At 61.4% G+C, this 23,815-nt stretch carries 22 protein-coding genes and 1 riboswitch; of the genes, 13 read left to right on the forward strand and 9 right to left on the reverse strand.

Translation table 11 applies throughout. From position 1 onward, the window contains the following. Nucleotides 1–6: 6 nt before the first annotated feature. Nucleotides 7–450 carry a MarR family winged helix-turn-helix transcriptional regulator gene (locus tag ANI01nite_RS07960; protein ID WP_170214606.1) on the forward strand — a complete coding sequence of 148 codons (444 nt, stop codon included), beginning with the start codon at nucleotides 7–9 and terminating at the stop codon, nucleotides 448–450. Between the two features lie 62 nt (nucleotides 451–512). On the opposite strand, the gene ANI01nite_RS07965 is transcribed toward ANI01nite_RS07960, so the two are convergent. After that, on the reverse strand, nucleotides 513–3,728 hold the full coding sequence (locus ANI01nite_RS07965) for a DEAD/DEAH box helicase (RefSeq protein ID WP_141357241.1): 3,216 nt from the start codon (nucleotides 3,726–3,728) through the stop codon (nucleotides 513–515). 140 nt (nucleotides 3,729–3,868) lie between these two features. Continuing rightward, nucleotides 3,869–3,990: riboswitch (SAM riboswitch) on the forward strand. 31 nt (nucleotides 3,991–4,021) lie between these two features. Between ANI01nite_RS07965 and ANI01nite_RS07970 the strand changes: the two genes are divergently transcribed. Continuing rightward, nucleotides 4,022–4,567, forward strand: coding sequence for an OsmC family protein (locus tag ANI01nite_RS07970; RefSeq protein WP_141357243.1), 546 nt, complete (start codon nucleotides 4,022–4,024; stop codon nucleotides 4,565–4,567). A gap of 90 nt (nucleotides 4,568–4,657) precedes the next feature. On the opposite strand, the gene ANI01nite_RS07975 is transcribed toward ANI01nite_RS07970, so the two are convergent. Both ANI01nite_RS07975 and ANI01nite_RS07980 read right to left on the reverse strand, forming a co-directional pair. Continuing rightward, nucleotides 4,658–5,365 (reverse strand): FadR/GntR family transcriptional regulator, encoded by a 708-nt coding sequence (locus tag ANI01nite_RS07975; protein ID WP_073707796.1) that lies wholly within the window; start codon nucleotides 5,363–5,365, stop codon nucleotides 4,658–4,660. 24 nt (nucleotides 5,366–5,389) lie between these two features. Then, nucleotides 5,390–7,066 carry an L-lactate permease gene (locus ANI01nite_RS07980; RefSeq protein WP_141357245.1) on the reverse strand — a complete coding sequence of 559 codons (1,677 nt, stop codon included), beginning with the start codon at nucleotides 7,064–7,066 and terminating at the stop codon, nucleotides 5,390–5,392. Nucleotides 7,067–7,212: 146 nt separating this feature from the next. Between ANI01nite_RS07980 and ANI01nite_RS07985 the strand changes: the two genes are divergently transcribed. Genes ANI01nite_RS07985 through ANI01nite_RS07995 form a run of 3 tightly spaced genes read left to right on the forward strand, consistent with a single transcriptional unit; the run spans nucleotide 7,213 to nucleotide 10,075 of the window. Continuing rightward, nucleotides 7,213–7,977 carry a (Fe-S)-binding protein gene (locus tag ANI01nite_RS07985; protein WP_073707794.1) on the forward strand — a complete coding sequence of 255 codons (765 nt, stop codon included), beginning with the start codon at nucleotides 7,213–7,215 and terminating at the stop codon, nucleotides 7,975–7,977. Nucleotides 7,978–7,994: 17 nt separating this feature from the next. After that, on the forward strand, nucleotides 7,995–9,446 hold the full coding sequence (locus tag ANI01nite_RS07990) for a LutB/LldF family L-lactate oxidation iron-sulfur protein (protein ID WP_141357382.1): 1,452 nt from the start codon (nucleotides 7,995–7,997) through the stop codon (nucleotides 9,444–9,446). Further along, nucleotides 9,443–10,075 carry a LutC/YkgG family protein gene (locus ANI01nite_RS07995; RefSeq protein WP_141357247.1) on the forward strand — a complete coding sequence of 211 codons (633 nt, stop codon included), beginning with the start codon at nucleotides 9,443–9,445 and terminating at the stop codon, nucleotides 10,073–10,075. The genes ANI01nite_RS07990 and ANI01nite_RS07995 overlap by 4 nt, the downstream gene beginning before the upstream one ends. 93 nt (nucleotides 10,076–10,168) lie before the next feature. On the opposite strand, the gene ANI01nite_RS08000 is transcribed toward ANI01nite_RS07995, so the two are convergent. Then, on the reverse strand, nucleotides 10,169–10,963 hold the full coding sequence (locus tag ANI01nite_RS08000; RefSeq protein ID WP_141357249.1) for an IclR family transcriptional regulator: 795 nt from the start codon (nucleotides 10,961–10,963) through the stop codon (nucleotides 10,169–10,171). Nucleotides 10,964–11,133: 170 nt separating this feature from the next. Between ANI01nite_RS08000 and ANI01nite_RS08005 the strand changes: the two genes are divergently transcribed. The 3 genes from ANI01nite_RS08005 (at nucleotide 11,134) to ANI01nite_RS08015 (ending at nucleotide 14,897) form a co-directional block, all read left to right on the forward strand. After that, on the forward strand, nucleotides 11,134–13,047 hold the full coding sequence (locus tag ANI01nite_RS08005) for an FAD-dependent monooxygenase (protein ID WP_141357251.1): 1,914 nt from the start codon (nucleotides 11,134–11,136) through the stop codon (nucleotides 13,045–13,047). Nucleotides 13,048–13,209: 162 nt separating this feature from the next. Next, complete coding sequence (locus ANI01nite_RS08010) at nucleotides 13,210–14,328, forward strand: MFS transporter (RefSeq protein WP_255314460.1); 1,119 nt, start codon at nucleotides 13,210–13,212, stop codon at nucleotides 14,326–14,328. 125 nt (nucleotides 14,329–14,453) lie between these two features. Then, complete coding sequence (locus ANI01nite_RS08015) at nucleotides 14,454–14,897, forward strand: DUF4190 domain-containing protein (RefSeq protein ID WP_141357255.1); 444 nt, start codon at nucleotides 14,454–14,456, stop codon at nucleotides 14,895–14,897. Between the two features lie 111 nt (nucleotides 14,898–15,008). Here ANI01nite_RS08015 and ANI01nite_RS08020 read toward each other — a convergent pair whose 3' ends face one another. Beyond that, the gene (locus ANI01nite_RS08020; protein WP_141357257.1) at nucleotides 15,009–15,557 is read right to left on the reverse strand and encodes a YceI family protein; all 549 of its coding nucleotides are present in this window, start codon (nucleotides 15,555–15,557) and stop codon (nucleotides 15,009–15,011) included. A 222-nt stretch (nucleotides 15,558–15,779) separates the two neighbouring features. Here ANI01nite_RS08020 and ANI01nite_RS16685 point away from each other — a divergent pair, with 222 nt between their 5' ends. Further along, entirely contained in the window at nucleotides 15,780–15,938 is a 159-nt protein-coding gene (locus ANI01nite_RS16685) for a hypothetical protein (protein ID WP_158024707.1), read from the forward strand. Between the two features lie 149 nt (nucleotides 15,939–16,087). On the opposite strand, the gene ANI01nite_RS08025 is transcribed toward ANI01nite_RS16685, so the two are convergent. Genes ANI01nite_RS08025 through ANI01nite_RS08040 form a run of 4 tightly spaced genes read right to left on the reverse strand, consistent with a single transcriptional unit; the run spans nucleotide 16,088 to nucleotide 19,683 of the window. Then, a complete protein-coding gene (locus ANI01nite_RS08025) occupies nucleotides 16,088–17,065 on the reverse strand; it encodes a glycine betaine ABC transporter substrate-binding protein (protein WP_038993303.1) in 978 nt (325 codons plus the stop codon). Beyond that, nucleotides 17,062–17,790: an ABC transporter permease gene (locus ANI01nite_RS08030; protein ID WP_073707788.1), complete on the reverse strand. Its 729-nt coding sequence runs from the start codon at nucleotides 17,788–17,790 to the stop codon at nucleotides 17,062–17,064. Before ANI01nite_RS08030 ends, ANI01nite_RS08025 begins: the two co-directional genes overlap by 4 nt. Next, nucleotides 17,787–19,049: an ABC transporter ATP-binding protein gene (locus ANI01nite_RS08035; RefSeq protein ID WP_141357259.1), complete on the reverse strand. Its 1,263-nt coding sequence runs from the start codon at nucleotides 19,047–19,049 to the stop codon at nucleotides 17,787–17,789. Before ANI01nite_RS08035 ends, ANI01nite_RS08030 begins: the two co-directional genes overlap by 4 nt. Beyond that, a complete protein-coding gene (locus ANI01nite_RS08040) occupies nucleotides 19,042–19,683 on the reverse strand; it encodes an ABC transporter permease (protein WP_141357261.1) in 642 nt (213 codons plus the stop codon). Before ANI01nite_RS08040 ends, ANI01nite_RS08035 begins: the two co-directional genes overlap by 8 nt. A gap of 219 nt (nucleotides 19,684–19,902) precedes the next feature. On the opposite strand from ANI01nite_RS08040, the gene ANI01nite_RS08045 reads away from it, so the two are divergent. The 4 genes from ANI01nite_RS08045 (at nucleotide 19,903) to ANI01nite_RS08060 (ending at nucleotide 23,762) form a co-directional block, all read left to right on the forward strand. Continuing rightward, on the forward strand, nucleotides 19,903–20,760 hold the full coding sequence (locus ANI01nite_RS08045) for a fumarylacetoacetate hydrolase family protein (protein ID WP_141357263.1): 858 nt from the start codon (nucleotides 19,903–19,905) through the stop codon (nucleotides 20,758–20,760). A gap of 109 nt (nucleotides 20,761–20,869) precedes the next feature. Beyond that, nucleotides 20,870–21,931: a GTP-binding protein gene (locus ANI01nite_RS08050; protein ID WP_073707786.1), complete on the forward strand. Its 1,062-nt coding sequence runs from the start codon at nucleotides 20,870–20,872 to the stop codon at nucleotides 21,929–21,931. Beyond that, nucleotides 21,921–22,043 (forward strand): type B 50S ribosomal protein L36, encoded by a 123-nt coding sequence (gene ykgO / locus ANI01nite_RS08055; RefSeq protein ID WP_141357265.1) that lies wholly within the window; start codon nucleotides 21,921–21,923, stop codon nucleotides 22,041–22,043. Before ANI01nite_RS08050 ends, ykgO begins: the two co-directional genes overlap by 11 nt. A 228-nt stretch (nucleotides 22,044–22,271) precedes the next feature. Continuing rightward, nucleotides 22,272–23,762: an alanine/glycine:cation symporter family protein gene (locus ANI01nite_RS08060; RefSeq protein ID WP_038993296.1), complete on the forward strand. Its 1,491-nt coding sequence runs from the start codon at nucleotides 22,272–22,274 to the stop codon at nucleotides 23,760–23,762. Nucleotides 23,763–23,815: the final 53 nt, after the last annotated feature.

The raw sequence follows: 23,815 nt of genomic DNA on the forward strand, positions 1-23,815 counted from the left end.
GGAGTTATGCAAGAAGAAGAATTGATGCAGACGGTCGAAGAAGAATTCACCGCCATCTTATTGCGTGCCCGCCAAATGCTGATCCGTCGTGCCAAGATCATCCACCCGGATCTGCAGGACCCGGGGTACCGCTTGCTTGCAGTGGTCATCCGTGATGAGGCGCAGCAGCAGGGGGCGCTCGCAGAGAAGCTGCGCTTGGACAAGGCAACCATTTCGCGCCTCGTGCAGCACCTTGAGTCCTTGGACCTTGTCACCCGTACCCAGGATCCTTCCGATGGCCGGGCCCAGCTGGTCTCGGCAACAGATATAGCCAAGGAAAAATGGCGTTCGAGCGGCAACACGCTGCGTCAGGAACTGCGCCGCCAGCTCAAGGAATGGGAAGCATCCGAACTGAAGAACTTCGGAGATCTCCTGCACCGCCTCAACCACAGCTTTGACGAAATTCTCTAAACCGCTAGAGGAGCCGAAGCCTTGGAAACCCTACAGTTTCCAAGGCTTCAGCTTTTTAAGCATCAATCCATCAGTGCCAAGAAATCATCGGCAGAAAGCGCGGCGCTCTGAGCCCCCTCGGCAGTGTCGCCCAAGACATCGTTGAACAGCTGCGTCTTCTTGGCCTGCAGCGCGAGCACCTTGGATTCGATGGTGTCCTTGGCTACCAAACGATACACATAGACGGGCCGGGTCTGCCCGATGCGATGGGCACGGTCAATCGCCTGTGCTTCGGCCTGGGGGTTCCACCACGGGTCAAGCAGGATGCAATAGTCCGCTGAGGTGAGGTTGATGCCGAATCCTCCGGACTTCAGCGAGATGAAGAAGACCGGGAAATCCCCCTCGCTGAAACCGTCAATCAGTTCCTTGCGCCGCGGTCCACTGGTGGAGCCATCAAGGTAACCGTGCTCAATGCCCAATTCCTCGGCGACGTCGCGTGCCCTGGACAGGAAGCTGGTGAATTGGCTGAAGACCAGGATCTTGTGTCCCTCGGAAACCGCATCCCCCATGAGCTCACGCAGCATTTCCAGCTTCGCGCTGGGCGCATTGCCTTCGCCTACCAGCGAGGGATCCAAAGCCAGCTGGCGCAGCAAGGTCAGCGACTGGAGAATCTGGAAGCGATTCGAATCGACATCGTCAACCAGGCCCAGCACTTCTTGCCGCACGCGCTGGAAGCGGCGGTCATAGGCTTTCCGGTGCCCTGGCTCCAGCTCGACTTCCAGGACCTGTTCGGTCTTTGCCGGTAGCTCGGGAACGACCTGCTCCTTGGTGCGGCGCAGCACGAATGGTCGCAGACGGTTCTTCAAGCGTTCCATCCGCTCTTGGTCCCCGTCGGCGATTGGCTTCTGGTAGTTGTCCTTGAAGGACTTCGCACCACCCAGCAGGCCAGGTGCGGCCAGCGAGACCAACGCCCACAGTTCCATGAGGTTGTTCTCCATGGGCGTGCCCGTGACCACGAATTTGCACGGCACCGGCAGCTGCCGGGCCTGCTTGTAGCCCTTGGACGCGTGGTTCTTCAGCTGCTGGGCCTCGTCCATGATCATCACGTTGAAACCGGCAGCCTCGAAATCCTCATAGGCCAAGCGGAAGATCGTATAGCTGGTCACCACCAGCTGCGCATCGCCGATCTGCGCAGCCAAATCCTGGCCGCTTTTCTTTGCGGTTGAGGTAATGCCGGTGACGCTTATCTGCGGGGCGAAACGCTGCGCCTCATTGATCCAGTTGCCCACCACCGAGGTAGGGGCAAGCACCAGGAATTTCTGGCTGGGATCTTCAACGCGTGCCTGTTCCAGGCAGGCCAGCAGCTGCACGGTTTTGCCCAGCCCCATGTCGTCGGCGAGGACCCCGCCAAGACCATGGGTGCGCAAGAAGTCCAGCCAGGACAGGCCATGGCTCTGGTAGGGGCGCAACTGCGCGTTGAAGGTATCCGAGAGCTCAACAGGCTTCATCTCTTCGCCGCTTTGCAATGCCTTCATGGTCTGCAGCCACTGGTTGTGCTGGGCTTCGATAATTCCCAGATCCACCAGTTCCTGCCACCAGTCGATGCTCAACTTGTGGATGCGAATCGTATCGCCCTGCACCGTGCCCAGCTCCCCGGCTTCGGAGATCAGCTGGCGCAGCTGGGCAAAATCCGCACCATCAATCGGGATCACCGTCAGGTCATCGAGGATGAGGTACTCATCTTGCTTGGTCAGGGCTTCGAGCAGCAGCGCGAACGGCACTTTGATCTCGCCGAGGAGCACTTCCACGGACAGGTCGAACCAGTCACCCGTGCTTTCACCCGCTTCGACGCTGACCGTCGCCGGGGCATCGCTGATCCGGTACTTCGGCAGCCGGTTCTGCTCCTCGATGATGACATCGGGATGCTCTTCCAGCAGCGGCAGTGCGTGGACCAGGAAGTCGATGGACTCAGAGGTGCTGAATTCCTTCGGAGGGAAAATCCCTGATGCGGTCAGTTGCCCCAGCGAACCCAGCTCGCCGAGCTTGTCCTGCACCGAAGCTGCAATTTCCCTTTCCACGGCATGCTGGCGAGGCCCCTTAGATGAGTACTCCCAGGAATAGCGCACGGTCAGCGGGGCTTGGATGCTTTCCAAGGACAGCTTGAGGCTGGGGCGCGCGGGAACCGGGATACGGTAGCTGCCATCTTCGCTCTTCAGCGGCGCCATCACGCGCAATCGGTCCAGATGCTGGGTCTCGAAAAGATCGATGGCTCCATCCGGAATGATGTGCGCACCGGAGTCGATGAACGCCGCCAGTTCCTTCGTGACAGGTTCAGCGAACTGCGCCAATCCGAGTTCCTTGGCCTTCGGCAAGGGGCTGGAGGCGTAGGCCAGCAGGGTCGGTGGCGTACCGATCGGCAAGAGGTGGTGGTGCTCTTCGCGCGGCCCGCGCAACTTGCCTTCCATGCGCAGGCCCTGTTCAGTGCGGCGCACATCCACGTGCGCCATGGCTGGTATCTCGCTGAATTCCACCGGGAGCTTGGCAGCGGAACCGCCGTTGACGATCTGCACTCCGGCGTCGCGCAGGGCCTCGAAGGCATCCAGCAGGTCCTGGCCAGGCAGATCCATCAGCGAGATCCAGTCCTTGGGATCCCACGAATGCCGGTAGGTGCTCTGTTCTACGTGTTCACGCAGCCGGTCCAGTTCAACGACCGCTCGGCGCTGCTTCTTGGAGAAGCGCTCATCGAAGGCGACGTTGCGCCAGCTGACTCCAGTCTGGACCCAAGGGCTCTTGGTGCCCCGGCGGGCCGGCCGCGCCTGCAAGGTCAGCGCGTCCGCGCCTCCGTAACGGGGTTCGCTGACCACTTTCAGGATCAATCCCAGCGGTTCCTCGTCAACCAGTTGCTCATCTGGAATTGCTGGAAGCAGACGGTCCAGGGTTCGTTCCCACTGCGGCTTGCTGTTGCGTTTCCATGCGAAAGGGTCCACCCCGGAGTCGGAGACGAAGAAGCCCTGGTCTTCTTCGGTGGTGACTTCAATGAGCAAGGCGGCGACATCCTCGCAGGATTGAACGCCCGGATGCTTGCTGCAGAAGCTGGTGAAGCTGATATTGCCGCGGTTGATTTGCAGCTCGGCCATCACCGATTCGCGCAGCACCATTGCGGAAATGCGGGAAAATCCCGGCTTCATGTACCGGTGGACGATCTCCACTTTTCCGGAATCGCAGAGGAACTGGCCCAGGTTGTATTCGGATTCGGTCACCAAGGTCTGGGCCGCAGAAAGTGTCAGCTGGAATTCCATACTCGCCGTTCATTGTTCGTGCAGTGGGTGCCCGAGAGCTCGATTCCATCTTAGCGAGCAGCCAGACAAGTTGCCCGATGACGAAAAGTTACCCCTGCCCTTTACGCGCTGGCACCTCAGCCGATAGAAAAGAACCACAGAATCACGAGTTCCGCTCTTTGAGCCCTGGCTGAGTGGACGGCAACCCTCCTGCGTCATTGTGCGGGGTGCCCCAGGTGAAGATTCGACGCATCTTGAACGCCAAGGTGCGTAAGCGATGGCGCCCCTTGCGCCAGAAAGGGGATTAATTCCTCATGTCTAATGCAGCATCTACCCTGACCGTATCCGAAGACCGCGCACAGCGCCTGCAGGAAGCAGGCAAGGGCTGGGGCGAACGCATCTCGGCGGCCCCGCAAAGCGCCAAATTGACCTTTACCGTCGAGGGCGAGGGGTTCGATTCGGTAGCCAGCAACATTGTCTCCGGGAAGCACACTTTCCAGGTCGACGAACCAACTGCCCTGGGCGGCAATGATGCCGCGGCAAGCCCGGTGGAATATGCGCTCGGCGCGCTGATCTCCTGCCAGGTTGTGGTCTACCGCTTGTACGCGCAAAACCTCGGCATCCAGGTGGACGAGGTGAAGATCCAGGCCAACGGCCACCTCGATGTCCGTGGCCTCTTCGGCATTGACAAGTCTATCCGCCCGGGCTTCTCGTCGGTGGAACTGGACATCCAGATCACCGGCCCCGAATCGGCCGAACGCTACGAGGAACTGCGCCAGGCCGTGGACGCCCACTGCCCCGTGCTGGACCTGTTCGCCAACCCGGTGCCGGTGCGCACCGCGGTGAGCATCGCCAGCTAGCAGATGCGGCAATGGCGCCCCGGGGCCGGATCGGAAAATTTCCGAACCGTTATCCGGGGCGCCATGCGCATGCTGAAATCTTGCTTATCCCTACCGCGTCTGCGAGTAGAACCAGTTGATGTGCTCTTCGAGCAGCTGGGCTGCCCGTTCGCGCTGATTCGTCGCAAAGGCGTGGTGGATGGCCTTGTGCTGGCGGCGCAGCACGCGCACCACCGGTTGCCAGGCCTCGTCGCTGGGCACCGAGTCCGAGACATAGTCACTGATCGAATTGCGCAGGGATTCCATCATGGATTCGACCACCGAATTCCCGGCCATGGAGGCCAGCAGCACATGGAATTCGGCGTCAATGCGGTGGAAGGCCTCGCGCGAAAGCTGCGGATCGTCCATGCGCATGATCAGCACCGCGGTGCGGTCGATCACCTGCTGGGCATAAACCGGGTCGCGCGGGTTCATTTGCGCGGCCCAGGTTTCCAGCAGGATGCGCGATTCGACAATTTCGCGGACGTTAATCCCCTTGGCTGCCAAGTGCAGCCGCAAGGCCTGCGAAATGCCGGCCGAGGGGTTGGAAATGATCACCGCTCCGGAGTTCGGTCCAGAACCGGTGGAAGTCCTGATAATGCCCATCACGTCAAGGATGCGGATGGCATCGCGGACTGATGCCCGCGAGATCCCATGCCGCTCCGCGAGCGCACGCTCGCCGGGAAGCTGGTCTCCTACGGAGAGCTTCTCTTTGCGCAGATCCTCTTCAATCGCTTGGAGAACGATCTGGTACGCACGCGGAGCTGGGTTCATTGACATCGGATCTATTTTAGCGGTTCATGGCTAGGGCAGCATCCAGGACAGAACCGGGGTGGACTGCAGGTAGACCAAGCAGCACAGCACCAGCAGCATGCCTACGGACCAGCCGGCAACCTTCTTGAGGATCACCGATTCCTGGCCTTCCATCTTCACCGAGGTGGCGGCGATGGCCAGGTTCTGCGGGGAGATCAGCTTGCCGACCACGCCGCCGGAAGTGTTGGCGGCAACCAGCAGGTTCGGATCGATGCCGGCATTGATGCCAGCGGTTTGCTGTAGTTTGGCGAACAGCGCGTTGGCCGAGGTGTCCGAGCCGGTCACCGCGGTGCCGATCCAGCCCAGGATTGGCGACAGGAAGGCGAAGAACGCGCCGGTTCCCGCCAGCCAGGTGCCGATGGTGATGGTCTGGCCGGACAGGTTCATCACGTAGGCCAGGCCGAGGACCGACAGGATGGTCAGTGCCGCGAAGCGCATGTTGTAGATGGTCTTGCCGATTTCGGCAGCACCCTCGGCGAAGGTCATCTTGTATTCGCCATTGCCGTCATTCAACGAGTAGACCAGGGCCACGATCAGGCCGGTGATCAGCAGCAGGGTGCCCGGGGAAGACAGCCACTGGAAGTTGTAGACGGTGGAGGTGACCGCTTCGCCTTCGGCGTTCAGGATCTTGCCATCCAGGCCCGGCCAGCCGAACTTGATGTCGGTGCTTGCCAGCCATGCAGGAATGTCGACGCCCAGCTTCCACAGCTTGGCCACGCCGAAGATGACGATGACCAGCAGGTATGGGAACAGAGCCATCCAGGTGTTGCCTGCGTGCAGCTTGGTGTTGCCTTCGTGCGGAAGCGCAGCGGCTTCAGCGGTCAGTACGCGCTGGCGTGCTTCGTCGGCGCCCTTTGGAGTCCAGAACCGAAGCAGGATTACTGCAGCGGCCAGGCCGATCAGCGAGGCGACGATATCGGTCAGCTCGTAAGAGAAGTAGGTGGAGCACAGCCACTGCGCGACACCGAAGGAAATGCCGATGGTCAGCGTCGCCGGCAGGGTCTGGCGCATGCCGCGCCAGCCATCGAGGATCAGCACCAGGATCGATGGGACAAACAGTGCCAGCAGCGGGGACTGGTGGCCAACGATGGCGCCGATGTCGGCAGCCGGGATGCCGGTCAGCGCGCCTGCGGTGGTAATCGGAATGGCCACGGCGCCGAAGGCTACCGGGGCGGTGTTGGCGATCAGCACGGCGCAGGCAGCGCGCAGCGGGGACAGGCCCAATGCCAGCAGCATGGTGGCGGTAATCGCCACAGGTGCGCCGAAGCCTGCCAACGCCTCAAGCAGGCCGCCGAAGCAGAAAGCAATCAGCACGGCCTGGATGCGCACATCGCCGCCGCCGATGACGTCGAAGACCCTGCGCAGGTCCTCGAAGCGGCCGGATTTGACGGTCACCTGGTAGAGGAAGATCGCCATCACGACGATCCAGACAATCGGGAAGGCACCGAACACCATGCCCATGACCCCGGAGTTCAACGCGAGCCCGACGGGCATGTGCCAGCCGAAGATCGCGACGATGATCGCTACAGCCAGCGACCCCAGGCCGGCCCAGTGGGCCTTGACCTTGATGATCGCGAGGAGCACGAAGAATGTGAGCAGCGGGATGAGTGCAACCAGCGCCGATAGCGCGATGCTCCCCGCAATGGGGTCTGTCGTGGGTGTAAACACGGTGTGGGCGTCCTTACTCGAGATGGTCTGACCATATGTGGTCCGACCACCTAGAGTACAAGGTGAGAGCTATCACAACAAGTCTTGACTATTTCGAAGAACCTCGCATAGTATGGTCTGACCACACCCTGAAAGAGTCATTTATTATGCGAATTGCTCTCTTTGCCACGTGCATTGTGGATGCTATGTATCCGGAAACAGCCAAGTCGACCGTGAAAATCCTGGAACGCTTGGGCCATGAAGTCATTTTCCCCAAGGCGCAAGCCTGCTGTGGGCAAATGCATATGAATTCCGGATATATGCCTGAAGCGCTGCCCGTCGTCGAAAACCACATTAATGCCTTCGACACCGAAGACTATGATGTCGCGGTCGCCCCCTCGGGTTCCTGCGTCGCTTCGGTCAAGCACCAGCACCCGTACCTGGCCGAGCGCCTGGGCAAGCCCGAGCTCAAGGACCGCGCAGTTGCCGTCGGCAAGCGCACCTATGAGCTGAGCCAGCTGCTGGTGGATGTCCTGGGGATCACCAACGCGGCAGAGCAGCTGGGCAGCTACTTCCCGCAGACCATCACCTACCACCCTTCCTGCCACGGCATGCGTTCGCTGAAGCTCGGCGACCGCCAGCTGGATCTGCTCAAGACCGTTGGCGGCATCACCGTCAACGAGCTTCCGGAAGCCGACCAGTGCTGCGGCTTCGGCGGCACCTTCGCGATCAAGAACTCCGATGTTTCCTCGGCGATGCTCGAAGACAAGATGAAGAACATCTGTTCCACCGGCGCTTCGGCCTGCGCAGGCGGCGACGCCTCCTGCCTGATGCACATCGGCGGCGGCCTTTCGCGCACCGGAGCCAAGCCAAAGACCCTGCACCTGGCCGATATCCTGGCCAGCACCATGGAAGAGACGGTGTCACTGTGACCCAGGTATTCCTCGGCATGCCTGCCGGCGGACAGGGCAACCTGTTCGAGACCGAGCCATTCCCCAAGGCGGCGCACCGCGAACTGGGCAATACCCAGATGCGCAAGAACCTGCGCCACGCCACCCACACCATTCGCGACAAGCGGCTGAACGTCGTCGGCGAGCTCCCTGATTGGGAAGAGCTGCGCGACGCCGGTAGCGCCATCAAGAACCTGACGATGGCCAACCTCGAAGAGCGGCTGGAGGAGTTCGAGAAGAACTTCACCGCCCGCGGCGGCGTCGTCCACTGGGCCCGTGACGCGGCCGAAGCCAACAAGATCGTCACCGAGCTGGTCAAGGCCACCGGCTCGAATGAGGTAGTCAAGGTCAAGTCCATGGCCACCCAGGAAATCGGCCTGAACGAGCACCTGGAAACCGAGGGCATCGAAGCCTTCGAGACCGACCTCGCCGAGCTGATCGTCCAGCTGGGCAACGACAAGCCAAGCCACATCCTGGTTCCGGCCATCCACAAGAACCGCACCGAGGTGCGCGACATCTTCCTCAAGGAGATGCCGGTGGTGGACCCGAACCTGACCGATGAGCCGGCCAAGCTGGCCGAGGCCGCGCGCAAGCACCTGCGCAAGAAGTTCCTCGCCGCCAAGGTCGCCATCTCCGGCGCGAACTTCGCGCTGGCCGACACCGGAACCCTGGGCGTCGTGGAATCCGAGGGCAACGGCCGAATGTGCCTGACCCTGCCGGAAACCCTGATCACCGTCATGGGCATCGAGAAAGTCCTCCCCCACTGGGAAGACATCGAGGTCTTCATGCAGCTGCTGCCGCGCTCCTCCACCGGCGAGCGCATGAACCCCTACACCTCGCTGTGGACCGGGGTCAGCGAAGACGACGGCCCGCAGAACGTGCACATCGTGCTGCTGGATAATGGCCGCACCCGGGCCCTGGCCGACCGTTTCGGCCGCACCGCACTGAACTGCATCCGCTGCTCGGCCTGCATGAACGTGTGCCCGGTCTACGAGCGCACCGGCGGCCACGCCTACGGCTCCACCTACCCGGGCCCGATCGGCGCGATCCTCTCCCCGCTGCTGACCGGCATCGAGGTCGAGGAAAACGGCTCCCTGCCGTACGCGTCCTCGCTGTGCGGCGCCTGCTACGACGCCTGCCCGGTGAAGATCAACATCCCTGAAATCCTCGTGCACCTGCGCGGCGACGATGTGGATGCCAACCGCGACAAGCACAAGATCCCTACCCAAATGGATCTGCTGATGAAGGGCGGCTCCTGGGCACTGGGCAAGGGCAAGAACATTGGCCTGCTCGAGAAAGCCCTGCCGCTGGGCCGGCTGGTGTCCGGCAAGGACAAGAAGATCAAGAAGCTTCCGGGCATCGCCGCAGGCTGGACCGCCAGCCGCGACATTCCAGCCCCGCCAAGCAAGTCCTTCCGCGACTGGTGGAGCGACGAAAAGGAGTCCAAGTGAGCGCAAAAGACGAAATCCTCGGGCGGATCCGCTCGGCGCTAGCCGATGCGCCCGTCGCGCCCGAAGTTCCACGCGAATACCGCAAGACCTCGGACATGGGCGAAGCCGAGCTCATCGAGCTGCTGGTCGACCGCCTGGTGGATTACAAGGCCGGAGTGGACGTCATCGACGCCGCGCAGATCCCGGAATTCGTGGCCGCCAAGCTGGCCGGTGCCTCCAGCGTCGTCTACCCGCACGGACTGGACACCAGTTGGCTCTCCGCGCTGGGCGAGAGCGTTGAGCAGCGCGTGGATGCCCCAGGCGCACGCCTGGGCATCGCCGAGCTGGATGAAACCAGCGCAGTGGTCACTTCCTCGGCAGTGTCGGTTGCCGAGTCGGGCACCATCATCCTTGATGGCGAGCCGAACCAGGGACGCCGCGCGATCTCGCTGGTGCCAGATCAGCATGTGTGCATCGTGCCGGTTTCCTCGATCGTGCGCCTGCTTCCGGAAGCCATGCCTCGGCTGACGATCACCCGTCCGCAGACCTGGATCTCCGGTCCGTCGGCCACCAGTGATATCGAGCTGGAACGCGTCGAAGGCGTACACGGCCCGCGTACGCTGGACGTCCTGATGGTCCGCGGCCTCTAAGGCCAGCTCACCAAGCTATCGCGGCCGGTTCCCCTCCTAAACCTCCAGGGAACCGGCCGCGAGTTTTTAATGCCTTCCAGCTGCCATTGCCGGTTACTGCCCGGCAATGAAATCTTCCAAGCCGGCTTCAATGCGCTCACGCGCCGCGAAGACCGCCGAGGGCAGCCCAGCCTCGAACATCTGGCGGAAGCGCACCGGCGGGATGGAAACGCTCAGTCCCGCGACCACCTCGCCGGCCCCGTCCCGGATGGCCACGCCCAATGCGTTGGCGCCGACTTCGGTCTCTTCCAAGTTCACGGCAAAGCCCCGCCGGTTGGCCGTAATAAGCTCCTGCTCGAAACCGGCAAACCAGGACTGCGGGAAGTCGGTGCCGTTGATCCTCGATTCGAGAAGGTACAGGTCCTTGACCGCTGGGAGACCCAGCTGGGCGAGCATTGCCTTCCCAGCCGAGGCGGAATGCGCCGGCATCACCTCGCCTTGCCGGTCCCCCACACGCACGGCGCGCGAGCCTTGTACGGTGGCCAGGAAGCGCACTTGCGTGCCCGCGCGGACCATCAGGTTCACGGTCTCGTCCAGCTCATCGCTCAGTGCCTGCAGGTGCGGATGCACGCGGCGACGCAGCTCTGCCGTCCAGCTCATTCCCGCCGGAGCCACGCCCAAGGCCGGGCCGGGAATGTATCGATGAGCGGCATCCTGGTCGGCAAAACCGCGGTACACCAGCATGGCCAGCAGCCGGTGGGCCGTGGAGCGCGAGATGCCCAATTCCAGCGCCGCATCACTCAGGCGCAGGGTGCCGAAATCGCGCAGCAACTCAAGCAGGGCCAAGGCATTATCCACCGAGGCAATGGGATAGGACGGCCACTTCCGGCGGTATCTCTTGAACTGCATGCTCCGAGCTTACGCGCTGCATGCCGCCCGCTCCGAAGTGCGCAGCATGGCCCAGGATTCTGCTCTGCAGAACAACATGGCCTGAGATCGCGGAAAAGCAATAGCCTCAAGGCAATCCTTTTACCTTTCCACAGCGGCATCACGACGCTGTCAACCTGCAAAGGCCGAACATGCAGTACTACCTCAATGGCTTCCGCACCGGAAGCCCCGATATCCAGCCAGCGCAGCGCGAGCACGACCCGGAGGTACTCCCCACTCAGGTTGATGTGCTCATCGCCGGAACCGGTCCGGCCGGGGCCATCTTGACTGCGCAGCTCGCCGAGTTCGGCGATCTGCACACCCTGGTCATCGAGAAGAATGGCGAACCGCTCCTGATGGGCCACGCCGATGGCGTCGCCTGCCGCACGGTGGAAATGTTCAACGCCTTCGGCCTGGCAGACCGCCTGCTGCGCGAAGGCTACAGCGTGAACGAGACCGTCTTCTGGGGCCCTGATGCCAAAGACCGTTCGCAGATCACGCGCAATAGCCGGGTCAAGGACGTTGCCGAAGGCCTGAGCGAATACCCGCACCTGATCGTGAACCAGGCCCGCCTCCAGGATTTCCTCTTCGACAAGGCCTCCAAGAGCCCAAGCCGTACAGCTCCCTACTATGGAGTAGAGCTGATCTCCGTGGAAAACACCAATGACGGGGACTATCCTGTGGCGGCCACCGTCCGGCGCAACGGCGAAGAGCAGCAGATCCAGGCCAAGTACGTGGTGGGCACCGATGGTGCCCGGTCCGCTGTGCGCCGGTCCCTGGGCATCAAGCTCGAAGGCGATGCCCGCAACCATGCGTGGGGCGTCATGGATATTCTGGCCACCACCGACTTCCCGGACATCCGCTTCAAGGCAGCCATCCAGTCCGCCGATGGCGGCAACATCCTGTTGATCCCACGCGAGGGCGGATACATGGTCCGCATGTACGTGGACATGGGAGACCTGGACCCAGAAGACCGCGAGGCGCGCAGCCGCTTCACCTCGGACCAGCTGATTGCCACCGCGCAGCGGATCATCCACCCCTACTCGCTGGACGTGAAGGAAATCGCATGGTGGTCAGTCTATGAAGTCGGCCAGCGCGTGGCCGCCCGTTTCGATGATCTGGATGCCAATGCGGCCCCTGATGCGTCACCGCGCATTTTCATCGCCGGGGATGCCTGCCACACCCACTCGGCCAAGGCCGGCCAGGGCATGAATGTTTCCATGCAGGACACTTTCAATCTCGGCTGGAAACTGGCAGCCGTGCTGCAGGGCCGCGCCCACAGCTCGCTGCTGCGCACCTACTCCGAAGAACGCCAGGCCATCGCCCGGGAACTGATCGATTTCGACACCCGCTGGTCCAAGACCATGTCGACCGCGCCCAAGGATCCCGGCAAGCCCGAAGCAGGCGGGCTGGATCCAAACCAGGTCCAGGAGCAATTCCAGCGCGGTGGCCAGTTCACCGCGGGCTTCGGCACCCGCTACACGCCCTCCCTGCTCACTGGCGGCACCGAGCACCAGCATCTGGCTGCTGGCTTCCCCGTCGGCGAGCGCTTCCACTCTTCGGATGTCACGCGCATTGCCGATGCGCAGCGCATCGGTTTGGGCCACACCGCCCAGGCAGATGGACGGTGGCGCCTGTACGCATTCGCGGACCGCGATGCCCAAGGTGCTTCGCCGAAGTATGATGCCTTGATCCAGTTCCTGGTCGAGGATCCGGACTCGCCGCTGCGGCGCTTCACGCCTGCAGGTGCTGATGTCGACGCGGTGTTCGACTTGCGCGGCGTGCACCAGGGTTCGCACACGGAGACCACCGTTGCGGATCTGCCGGCGCTGCTGGTTCCGGCCAAGGGCAAGTACGGCCTGCGCGACTATGAAAAGGCCTTTGCCTCGAAACTGGTTGATGGCGGGGAGGAAATCTACGAGGTTCGCGGCATCGACCGCGTTGCGGGGGCGCTGGTGGTCGTTCGCCCGGACCAGTACGTGTCCATGGTGCTCCCATTGGATGGCACCTCGGCTCTGACGGAGTTCTTCGCCCGATTCATGGCCGGAACCGTGGTGACTGCCTGACTTGCAGCTCGTCTTGTGCCCTGCACCACTGTCATGAATGGCAGTTGTGCAGGGCGCACTCTGCTTACATGGGTAGGTAAGCAGAAGAAATAGAAGCGAAAGGCCGGAATGCGGCAAGATCAGGACCTCCAGTCTCGGGCACATGGCGTTCCCGATTCTGCTTTGCGCTTCATAGGCTTCCTCTCCTTCTTCGACCGCTATGGCACCCCGCCGATGCTGGTCGCTTTGTCGGTCGGCACCTCGCTCAGCTTCGCGCAAACGGTCCAACTGGTAGCGTCCTATGCCTTGTTCTATGCCATTGGCCAGCCGATCTGGGGCATGCTCAGTGACCGCTTCGGGCGCTTGGCGGTGTTGCGTGCTGCGCTCATCGGAGCCGCGCTGGCCGCAATCGCAAGCATCCTGTTCACCAACTACCTGCCGCTGCTCATTGCCCGCTCCATCTCCGGACTCATGTTCGGAGCGCTGTACCCGACCCTTTTGACGCTGTTGGGCGATACCCGCACCGGTGTAGAACGCGCCCGGGGCCTTTCCGATCTGCAGGTCTATTCCTCGCTGGGCACGACCTTGGCGACGTTGGCTTCGGGAGCATTGGCGTCCTATGCCAATTGGCGGCTGGTGTTCTTCTTGCCTGCACTCGGTTGCATTGCTGCCCTGTATTCCCTGCGGAAGTCCGCGGAGCCGGAGCGTTCCCGGTCCGGGTTCAATTTCCGTGCCGCGTTGCGTCCAATGAATTTGGCCCTCTACGGCATCGTCTTCCTCGAAGGCGGCCTGCTGATGGGCTTGCTGACCTATATCGTCCCGGCCTTGCAGGAATCAGGTGTCTCCATCGGCCTGGCCGGAGCGCTGGGCTGCGCTTTCGCTGTGGGAGTCATCTTGGGCGCGCGCTTGATGCGCCGATTGGTGGCACGTTTCAGCCGAACGTGGCTTATCGGCGCTGGCGGACTGGTGCTTTGCGCGGCGTTCCTCCCCTCAGCATTCGCACCATACCCTGCCTCGTACACCGTCACGGCATTCCTGCTGGGCGCCACGAATGCCATCATGCACTCGTCCATGCAGGGCTGGGCAACCGATATCTCGCCAGACGCGAGGGCCACCACCGTTTCGCTCTTCGTCTTTGCCCTGTTTGCCGGAGCTTCTGCGGCGACCTACCTCACCGCGGATCTGGCGCAGCATGGCGGCTACGGCCAGATCTTCGGCTTCGGGTTGGCATCCAGCCTGCTGCTCGTGGCGTTGGCGACCGGCACCCATGCGCTCTGGCGCCGAAAGCATCCTGCAAGCTAGGCATCCTGGCAGGTTCGAGCCTTCATTTCGTTGCGGAAAGTTCCTATTGCTCAGGCGCTTTGGCCATCTGCATGAGAGAATCTTGAACTAGGCGCATGAGCTTCACGAACGGAAAGCAGGTTGTCATGACCAGTCCAAGCGAAGAACCGAGAAACCCTTATTCTTCGGGACAGCAGGGGCAGAACCAGCAGTACCAGCAACCTGGCTACTACGAGCTCAATGGGGTGCCTCAGCAGCCGTACTACAACCAGCAGGCTCACGGCCAGCCGGGCCCATATCCCCCGGGCAACTTCGGCTATCCTCCTGCAGCCCATTTCGAAGGCGCCCAGTTGGCGCAGACTTCGATGATTCTTGGCATCTTGTCCCTTTTCGTTGCAGGCGTGATTCTTGGGCCGATTGCTATTTCCAAAGCCAACAAAGCCGAGAGGGAATTCAACACGGCAGCCACGGTCGGCAAGGTGACCGGCTGGATCGGCACCATTTTCGGCATCCTTTGGGTTGCGTATTTCGCTTTCATGTTCCTCGGCTTGCTCGCCTTTTCCATGGAACCTTCATTCAGCGAGTTCTAGGCACCTCGCAATTACGCTCTTAACGGCAAAGCCCCGTCTCACTTTCGTGAGCCGGGGCTTTCCGGTATCGGCCCTTACGCCGTCATCCCCATGACGGCTTTCGGGAAACTATTACTCTGCGGTTGGCAGTACGAACGAAGCGTCGATTTCGATCTTGACCTTGTCGCTGACCAGAACGCCACCGGCTTCCAGTGCTGCGTTCCAGGTGATGCCGAATTCCTTGCGGGAAATGGTGGTCGATGCGAAGAAGCCAACGCGGGTTGCACCGAAGGCGTCAACAGCTTCGCCGCCGAGCTCAGCTTCGAATTCAACTTCCTTGCTCACGCCGCGGATGGTCAGGTCGCCAACGAGAACAAACTCTCCGGTGTCGCCCTTGACTGCGGTGGACTTGAAGGTCATGGTTGGGAACTGCTCAGCGTTGAAGAAGTCCTCGCCCTTCAGGTGAGCATCGCGGTTGGCATCCTTGGTGTTGACCGATGCGATCTGGACGGTTGCCTCAACCGAAGAGTCGGCCAGGGTCTCGCCGGTGGTCAGGGTTGCATCGAACTCGGTGAAGCTGCCGCGCACCTTGGAGATGCCTGCGTGGCGAACCGAGAAGCCGATCTCGGAGTGCGATGCGTCGAGGTTCCAGGTTCCGGTGGTCAGTGCAGTTGCAGTCATGTCTACATCCTTTCGTCGGGCCGCCAAGTAGTTGACGCCTCAATTTGTTTTGCTGATACCAGTATGACACTAATGAAGTTGAAGCGTCAACCACTTTTTGCAAGAAAAGTTCAAACCGGATCGTCGCAAGGTTCATTTTTCGAATCTGACTAGGAAAGTTTCCGATGAAATTATTTTTCAATCACCCCTTTACTCCTGCACGTTGATGGCTAGACTGAGGCCATGAACGCAAATAACCCAGACCCCAATCATGTCCAAGAGGAAGCCGAGCTATCTGCAGAGCTAGAGGAAATTTGGCAGGAAGAATCCATCACTACCGCTGCCAGCACCGAAATCGCCGATGAAGTCGACGGCGAGCTCGGCACCCGTGATCAGCCGTAGGCAGAGGGCATCCACCTATCTCCATCCTGCAAGCAAAACCATCGGAGCGGAACCAATCCCCAGTGAATCCTCGGCAACATTAAACTGGATCCCCGGCATCGAGATGCCGGGGATCCAGTATTTATTGCCTGCAATTTGCGTTGCCGGGATCAGGGTTCGGAGACCAGGCCCTCTCCAACCATCCATTCGAAGGCAACATCGGCTGGTTCACGTCCAACGACATCGACCTGGTAATTCAGCTCCATCAAGACCTGATCGGTCAGCAATGGAGCGATCTGGTCCATGATCTGCTGGATCTCCGGGTGCTCGTCAAGGAATTCTCCGTTGAAAGCCGGGGCAGCGTTGTAGCTCGGGAAATACTTCCGGTCATCTTCTAGGACGGTCAGGTTCAACGCCTTGATGCGTCCGTCAGTGGTGAAGACTTCGCCGAAGTTGCACGCGCCATTAGCGGTCGCCTGGTAGATGGCACCAACATCGTACAAACCGATATTGTCCTCGCTCACCTCAGAGCCTCGGTCGATGCCGTAATGCTCCAGCATCGGTGTCAGACCGTCGCGGCGGGAGTTGAATTCCGGGTCGACGCAGAACGTCAGTTCGTCGGGATCCAGCTTCTGCAGCTCGGAAAGCTTGGTAATCCCCAGCCGCTTGGTCGTTTCCTCGTTCATCGCCAACGCATAGGTGTTATTCAACGGAGCCGGGTTCCCCCAGACGATTCCGTTGGCAACATCCTCATCATGCACCGCCTGCCACTGCTCCTCCTCGCCCACGACAGGCTTCTCATGGCCCAAGTACGTCAGCCAGGCGGTACCGGTGTACTCCCAGAGCACGCTCGCGTCGCCGGAAAGCAGCAGCTGGCGCGCCGGCTGGGACCCGGGAACATTGGTCAGGTCGGTGACATCATACCCAGCGGCTTCGAGTGCGATCACGGTGATCTTGCCCAGCAGCAGCTGCTCGGTAAACGCCTTGGATGTCACGGTCACGGACGTGCTTGCAGCATTGTCGACCAGCGGCTTGATCTCGGCCGGGCCGGCTGGGGGCACAGTGCCGGTCGAGGGGCTCAGCCCGCAGCCGGTCAGTCCGATCAGCGCGGCCATGGACAGGACAGCGAATTTCAGTTTGCGGTTCACGAAAGTCCTCTCGGTCGGGCCACCTGTTCGACGACGCGGCCAAGCCAGTCAACCGTCAAGGCCAGCAAAGCCACGAGCAGCGAACCGGCGATCAGCACCACATTCAGATTCAGGTTCACACCCGTGGTGATCAGGATGCCCAGCCCGCCGCCGTTGATGAAGGTGGCCAGCGTCGCGGTGCCGACCAGCAGCACCAGTGCGGTGCGGATGCCCGAAAGCATCACCGGGACGGCCAACGGCAGTTCAACCTTGAACAGCACCGCCATCTGGCTCATGCCGATTCCCCGTCCGGCTTCCACCAGGCGCGCATCAACTTGCTGCAGGCCGACAATGGTGTTGGAGAGCACCGGGAGGATCGCGTAGATCACCAGCGAGATGATTGCGGTTTTCGGGCCGAATCCCAGCCAGAACGCCAAGAGCACGATAACGCCGATGGCGGGTGCCGCCTGGCCGAAATTGGCTATGGCGCGTACCGCCGGGGCGGCCTTGCGCAGTCCCGGGCGGGTCAGCAGCACGCCCAGCGGGATGGCGATCAGCAGGACGATGACCGCCGCGATGACCGTGATCTTCAGGTGGTCGAGGGTATAGCCCCAAATTGTTGCCGGATCCAGCGTTTGCCGTTCGGTCTCGGTCAGATCGGCTGTCACCAGCCAACCCACCAGGATGGCAAAAGCAGCTGCGATTCCGGCGATTTGCCAAATCAAGCTGCGGGTTTCGGATCTCATGCCGATTCACCACCCTGTCCGGCGGCGGCACCGTCGATGTCCACGACATTGATGGCACCGGAATTCAGGCCCACCGGAGCTTCATGGTCAGCATCCTCGGCATTGTTGGCGGCGGCGATCGCCTCCATGACGGTCTGCACGGTAATGACACCGGTGAGCACATCACGGCGCCCGGTCACCAGGGCCGACTCGGAACTGGCCACCAGCATGGTGTCCAATGCGTCATTCAAGGTTGCCTGCTCGCCGACTACCGGCATGTTTTCGTCGTAGGTGCCCTCGATGATCTGGGCACGCGACAGCTGCCTGCGGTCCAGCCGGCGCAGCGGACGTCCGCGCGAATCAAGCACCACAGCGTATTTGCGTCCGGCGCCCTGCAGCTGCGAGAGCACATCCGAAGCGTTCTTGCCCGGGGTGGTGGTCAGCGCGTCTTCCAGCTCCACTTCGTTCACCCGCGTCAGGGTCAGCTGCTTGAGGCCCGCACCCGAGCCGATGAAGTTCTCCACGAACTCGCTGGCCGGATTGGCCAGGATCCGTTCCGGGGAATCGTATTGCTCCAGTTGCGCGCCTTCGTTGAAGATCGCTATCCAGTCGCCGAGCTTCACCGCTTCATCGAAGTCGTGGGTCACGCACACAATGGTCTTCTGGACCTCGGACTGGATATTGAGCAGCTCATCCTGCAGGCGCTGGCGGGTAATCGGGTCGACCGCACCAAATGGCTCATCCATCAGCAGCACCGGAGGATCTGCTGCCAGCGCACGGGCCACGCCCACGCGCTGCTGCTGGCCGCCGGAGAGTTTCTTGGGGAAACGGTTCCGGTACAGGTCCGGGTCCAGCGAGACCAGCTCCAGCAGCTCGTCGACGCGGGCGGAGATCTTGTCCTTGGGCCAGCCCAGCATCTTCGGCACCATGGCGATATTTGCGGCCACGGTCATGTGCGGGAACAGGCCGCCGGCCTGGATCACATAGCCGATGCGGCGGCGCAGCTCGTCGCCGTTCATGTCAGTGACATCTTCGCCGTCGATGACAATCTTGCCGCTGGTCGGCTCGATCAGGCGATTGATCATCTTCAGAGTGGTCGTCTTGCCGCAGCCTGATGGCCCGACGAACATCACGATGGATCCTGCGGGGATCTCGAGGGTCAGGCCGCCGACGGCCGACTTCTTCTGCCCCGGATAGGTCTTGGTTACTTCTTCGAGCATGATCGAAGCGCCGGTGATATTCTGGGCCACTGCGTTTTCGGAAATCTTATTTTCAGACACGGATACCTCGCGGGGTAGTCAGTCGGCCAATGCCGAGCAAAATCAAGTCAAGGATGAGCGCCAGGATGACGACGCCAACGACGCCGGTAACCACGGATTCCAGGGAGTTCGCGCCGCCAAGACGCGACAGTCCCTGGAAAATGAATCCGCCAAGGCCTGGGCCCAGGGCGTAGGAGACCACTGCGGCGACGCCCATCACCATCTGGGCTGAAATGCGTATGCCCGTGAGGATCACCGGCCATGCCATGGGTATCTCCACGGAGACCAGCGTCTTCAGCCGGCTCATGCCGATGCCGCGTGCCGACTCGATAATGGTTGGCTCGATGTTGTTCAGGCCTACGATCGCATTGCGCAGAATCGGCAAGGCCGCGAAGAACGTCACCACGATGACGGCCGGCGTGACGCCGAAGCCGACGGGAACAATCAGCAAACCAATCAAGGCGAAGGATGGAACGGTCAGGCCGATGGCGCTAATGCCGTTGGCCAAACCGGATAAGGACTTATTGCGGTAAACCAGTACGGCAATAAGGACAGAAATAATTGTCGCCAGGATCAGGCACTGCGCGACGAGCGAGAAATGCTGCCAGGAGGCGAAGAGGATATGGCGAGATCTCTCGCCAATAAAGTCACCCACATTAAAACCTGCTTCACTTTAGTTTTGTATCTAGATCTTTGTTTCAGGACTGGTCACTGGGACCCGAGCTTGCCCTGAGTTTAGCCGGGTTGCCGTAGCCTGACCAAGCCACGTTTTGATAACACACCTCTGGCTTGGCCCTATTCAGCGCGGATGGGAATCTCCTGGCGGGTACGAAATATGGTGCACTTTCAGCGGGAAATGTAGTGAGATAGATTCATGAAACTTGCCACGCTCCGCCTCGCCAGCGAACCAGGCCATACCACCGCGGCTGTCATTGAAGATGGCCGTGCCTATTATTTGGACAACATCGATTCGGTGCAGCGTTTCCTGCGGCTTGAGGAAGCCGTCCAGCAGGAAGTCATTGCCCGGGCCCTGGTGGGCGATTCCATTGCCGAGGGCGAAGCCGACTACGCTCCGCTGATTCCCAAGCCGGAGAAAATCTACTGCATCGGTTTGAACTATAAGACCCACGCGGCCGAGGTCGGCGAAGAGCTGCCGAAGTATCCGACGGTTTTCGCGAAGTTCGCCTCCACCCTCTGCGGTGCCAATGACTCGATTGAAATTCCCGTTGAGGACCACCGTGTGGACTACGAAGCAGAGCTGGCCATTATTATCGGCAAGCCTGGCCGTCGCATCAGCCAAGAAGATGCGCCAGCGCATATTGCTGGCTATGCGGTGTCCAGCGACGTGTCGATGCGCGGCTATCAGGGCCGTACCCAGGAATGGCTGCAGGGCAAAATCTGGGACCACTCCACTCCCCTGGGTCCTTGGCTCGTGACCCCTGATGAGCTGAATCCTTCGGCGCGCATCAGCAGCAAGGTCAATGGCACCGTGGTGCAGGACGAGCAGATCGATGACCTGATTTTCTCGGCGGATGAGTTGGTTTCCTACCTTTCGACGTTCAATGAATTGCGGCCGGGCGACGTCATCCTCACTGGCACGCCCTCCGGTGTCGCCTTGGGTCGCCGGGACGAGAATGGGCGCCACCCGTGGCTCAAGCACGGCGACGCGTTGGAGACCTCGATTGAGGGCCTGGGTACCTCGACGGTAGTTTTCCACGCGCCGCAGCACTGATATTCCCGCTGGTTCTCGGGGCCTGTCCGCATCGGCGGGCAGGCCACTGGTTGTTAAGCACCGCTTTTCTTTTTGTTATTGAGTCTCATTCTCATATAAGCTGTGATGCGTGAACCTCATTGTCCTCTCCGCACTTGACACCTCCAGCCGCGACACCGGCTTGGAGCACCTGCGACGCCACCACCCCGATGCCATCTTCCTGCGCTATGACTTCGTCGACGGCAATCGGCTGGTGCGCCATGTCTTTGGATCGGCGACCGCCGAACGCGCTGAAGCAGTGCTTGAGCATCCCTGCATTGGCTGTGCCACGAAATTCGAGATCCTGCCGACCATCAGGCGCCTGGCACCCCAGGATTCCGAAACCACCATGGTCTTGGGGCTGCCTTCCACCTGGCATAGCGCCTCGGTGCTCCAGATGCTCGAAACACAACTCGAACCACTGGATCTGCAGATCAGCAGCATCGCGCTGGCCTTGGATCCAGCCGAATTGGAAAACCAGATGTGGGATCGGCATACCCTCTGGGAATCGGGATTCAACGCCATGGAGCACGATGCGCGGACTGCCGGAGAGTTCTTCTTCACCGAACTGATGCAGGCAGATACGCTCATTCCGGTTGAAGGCCTGGAAGCCCAGCTGCTTGAGGATGCTGCAGGTCCGCGGCGTGCTGGCGGCATCCGCTACGAAGCCGGTCTCGGCCTGGCACGGCAGATGGCGCCGCATGCGCAAATCTGCGTGCACGAAGGGGAACTCGGATCCTTCCACCCCGCCGCGGCCCGCCAGCGCACCAGCGCCGGGCATCTGCCGCGAACACCCCTTGATGCCAGCAGTGCGCCGATCCGCCTGCACGCGGAACGTCCGCTCCACCCCGAGCGCTTCCGCCAAGCCCTGCCGTCCTTGGCTGAGTCCTGCACCTGCATCCGCGGCGTCCTCTGGGTAGCCAGCGCGCTGAGCGAGCGCGTTGCCATCGGCGGAGCCGGTCCGCGCATCTGGATGGAGAACACCGGGGCCTGGCATTCGCATATCGCCGTTTCAGAATTGCTGCTCTACGGATCCGAGCATGAAGCTTCGCAGATTGAAACGGTTTTCGAGCAGTGCCAGGTCACCGAGGAAGAGCTCAAGGGGCTGTTCAACTCCGCAAATCACGAGGGAGGTGAATGGCATGAAAGTTAGGAATTCCATCCGTGCACTGAAGAAGGCACCGGGATCGCTAGTGGTCAGACGACGCGGCCGCGTCTTCGTGATCAACAAGAAGAATCCGCGCATGAAAGCGCGGCAGGGCTGAAGCCCCGCAGCTTGCCGGCATCCACCGCAGTGGATGCCGGCGGAGCCTTTTCGGCCCAAACAGCTGATCCATTGGTGAAAATAAGTTAATGAACTGGACATGACCCGAACCAGCGCGCTTTGTGACACACCTCTTCCGAGTGCCATATGATGGCACTCACATAAGGGAATCGGCTTCTCGCCTGAGACTCTTCATCATCAGTCACTCGCACATAAGGATATTGAATCCATGGACGCTTTGGGCACTCTCTTCGGGGATATCTCTTCCGTCATTTGGGGACCGTTTGTCCTCATCCCGCTGCTTCTGGGCACCGGCCTGTACCTGACCATCCGCTTGGGCGGCCTGCAGTTCTTCAAGCTCGCCGCCGCACTGCGCCTTGGCCTGCTCAAGCGCAAGGACGCTGATGCCGAGGGCGACATCTCGCAGTTCCAGGCACTGACCACCGCGCTGGCCGCTACCGTCGGTACCGGCAACATTGTCGGCGTGGCCACGGCCATCGGCATCGGCGGCCCGGGCGCCCTGTTCTGGATGTGGGTCACCGGCCTGCTCGGCATGGCCTCGAAGTACACCGAGGCCTACCTCGGCGTGCGCTACCGCGGCACTGACGCCGCCGGCGAAAAGTCCGGCGGTCCGCAGTACTACCTCGAACGCGGCATCAAGGGACCCTTCGGCAAGTTCCTGGCATTGTTCTTCGCCATCGCCGCCACGCTGGCCTGCTTCGGCATCGGCAACATGACCCAGGGCAACTCCATCGCCCTGAACCTGGAGAACTCCTTCAGCGTGGCCCCATGGGTCACCGGCGTGGTCCTGACCGTGCTGTCCATCGCGGTGCTGGTTGGCGGCATCAAGTCCATCGGCCGTGTGACCGCTGGCTTCGTTCCGGTGATGATCGTCTTCTACGTGGCCGCAGCGATCTACATCCTGGTCGCCAACGTCGGTGGCATCCCTGCAGCTTTCGCTACCATCTTCACCGATGCCTTCACCGGCACCTCCGCTGTGGGCGGCTTCACCGGCTCGGCCATCATCATCGCCATCCAGTACGGTGTTGCACGCGGCATCTTCTCCAACGAGTCCGGCATGGGCTCGGCCGCCATCGCCGCCGCGTCGGCGCAGACCACCCACCCGGTTCGCCAGGGCCTGGTCTCCATGACCCAGACCTTCATCGACACCATCATCGTGGTCACCTGCACCGGCCTGGTCATCATCACCACCGGCACCTGGAACCTGATCGACGAGGCCACCGGCGAGCAGATCTCCGCCGCGCTGATGACCGGACAGGCCTTCACCCACGGCCTGCCAGGCGAGTGGGGCCACTGGATCGTGACCATCGGCCTGGTCATGTTCGCCTTCTCCACCATCCTGGGCTGGAGCTACTACGGCGAGCGCAACATCGAGCGCCTGTTCGGCCGCAAGCTGGTCATGCCGTTCCGCGTCGTGTTCTCGCTGGTCGTCTACGTAGGCTGCACCACCGAGCTGACCGCAGTGTGGAACTTCTCGGACATGATGAACGGCCTGATGGCCCTGCCGAACCTGATCGGCCTGCTGATCCTGTCGGGCATGGTGGCACGCGAAACCCGCTGGTACCTCAAGCATGACCCGAAGCTGGAAGCGAGCAAGGCGCAGATCGAGGACTTCATGATCGATCGTCCCGGCTGGGCCGAGTGGAAGGCCGGCGACGTAGTCGGCTCCTCGCGCAACCGCGGTGCCCACGAGGCATAGGCGCAGCTAGCGAAAAGGACCCGTCCGGCATCTGGTTGAATCCAGACGCCGGA

This window comes from Glutamicibacter nicotianae (assembly GCF_006539525.1).
In the GTDB taxonomy this organism is placed as follows: Bacteria; Actinomycetota; Actinomycetes; order Actinomycetales; family Micrococcaceae; genus Glutamicibacter; species Glutamicibacter nicotianae.

Coding starts and splice junctions, on each gene's coding strand:
- ANI01nite_RS07960 (WP_170214606.1), top strand. CDS start 7: ATGCAAGAAGAAGAATTGATGCAGACGGTCGAAGAAGAATTCACCGCC.
- ANI01nite_RS08045 (WP_141357263.1), top strand. CDS start 19,903: ATGAAACTTGCCACGCTCCGCCTCGCCAGCGAACCAGGCCATACCACC.
- ANI01nite_RS08015 (WP_141357255.1), top strand. CDS start 14,454: ATGACCAGTCCAAGCGAAGAACCGAGAAACCCTTATTCTTCGGGACAG.
- ANI01nite_RS07990 (WP_141357382.1), top strand. CDS start 7,995: ATGCCTGCCGGCGGACAGGGCAACCTGTTCGAGACCGAGCCATTCCCC.
- ANI01nite_RS08060 (WP_038993296.1), top strand. CDS start 22,272: ATGGACGCTTTGGGCACTCTCTTCGGGGATATCTCTTCCGTCATTTGG.
- ANI01nite_RS07975 (WP_073707796.1), bottom strand. CDS start 5,365: ATGTCAATGAACCCAGCTCCGCGTGCGTACCAGATCGTTCTCCAAGCG.
- ANI01nite_RS08020 (WP_141357257.1), bottom strand. CDS start 15,557: ATGACTGCAACTGCACTGACCACCGGAACCTGGAACCTCGACGCATCG.
- ANI01nite_RS07965 (WP_141357241.1), bottom strand. CDS start 3,728: ATGGAATTCCAGCTGACACTTTCTGCGGCCCAGACCTTGGTGACCGAA.
- ANI01nite_RS08005 (WP_141357251.1), top strand. CDS start 11,134: ATGCAGTACTACCTCAATGGCTTCCGCACCGGAAGCCCCGATATCCAG.
- ANI01nite_RS07985 (WP_073707794.1), top strand. CDS start 7,213: ATGCGAATTGCTCTCTTTGCCACGTGCATTGTGGATGCTATGTATCCG.
- ykgO (WP_141357265.1), top strand. CDS start 21,921: ATGAAAGTTAGGAATTCCATCCGTGCACTGAAGAAGGCACCGGGATCG.
- ANI01nite_RS08000 (WP_141357249.1), bottom strand. CDS start 10,963: ATGCAGTTCAAGAGATACCGCCGGAAGTGGCCGTCCTATCCCATTGCC.
- ANI01nite_RS08030 (WP_073707788.1), bottom strand. CDS start 17,790: ATGAGATCCGAAACCCGCAGCTTGATTTGGCAAATCGCCGGAATCGCA.
- ANI01nite_RS16685 (WP_158024707.1), top strand. CDS start 15,780: ATGAACGCAAATAACCCAGACCCCAATCATGTCCAAGAGGAAGCCGAG.
- ANI01nite_RS07970 (WP_141357243.1), top strand. CDS start 4,022: ATGTCTAATGCAGCATCTACCCTGACCGTATCCGAAGACCGCGCACAG.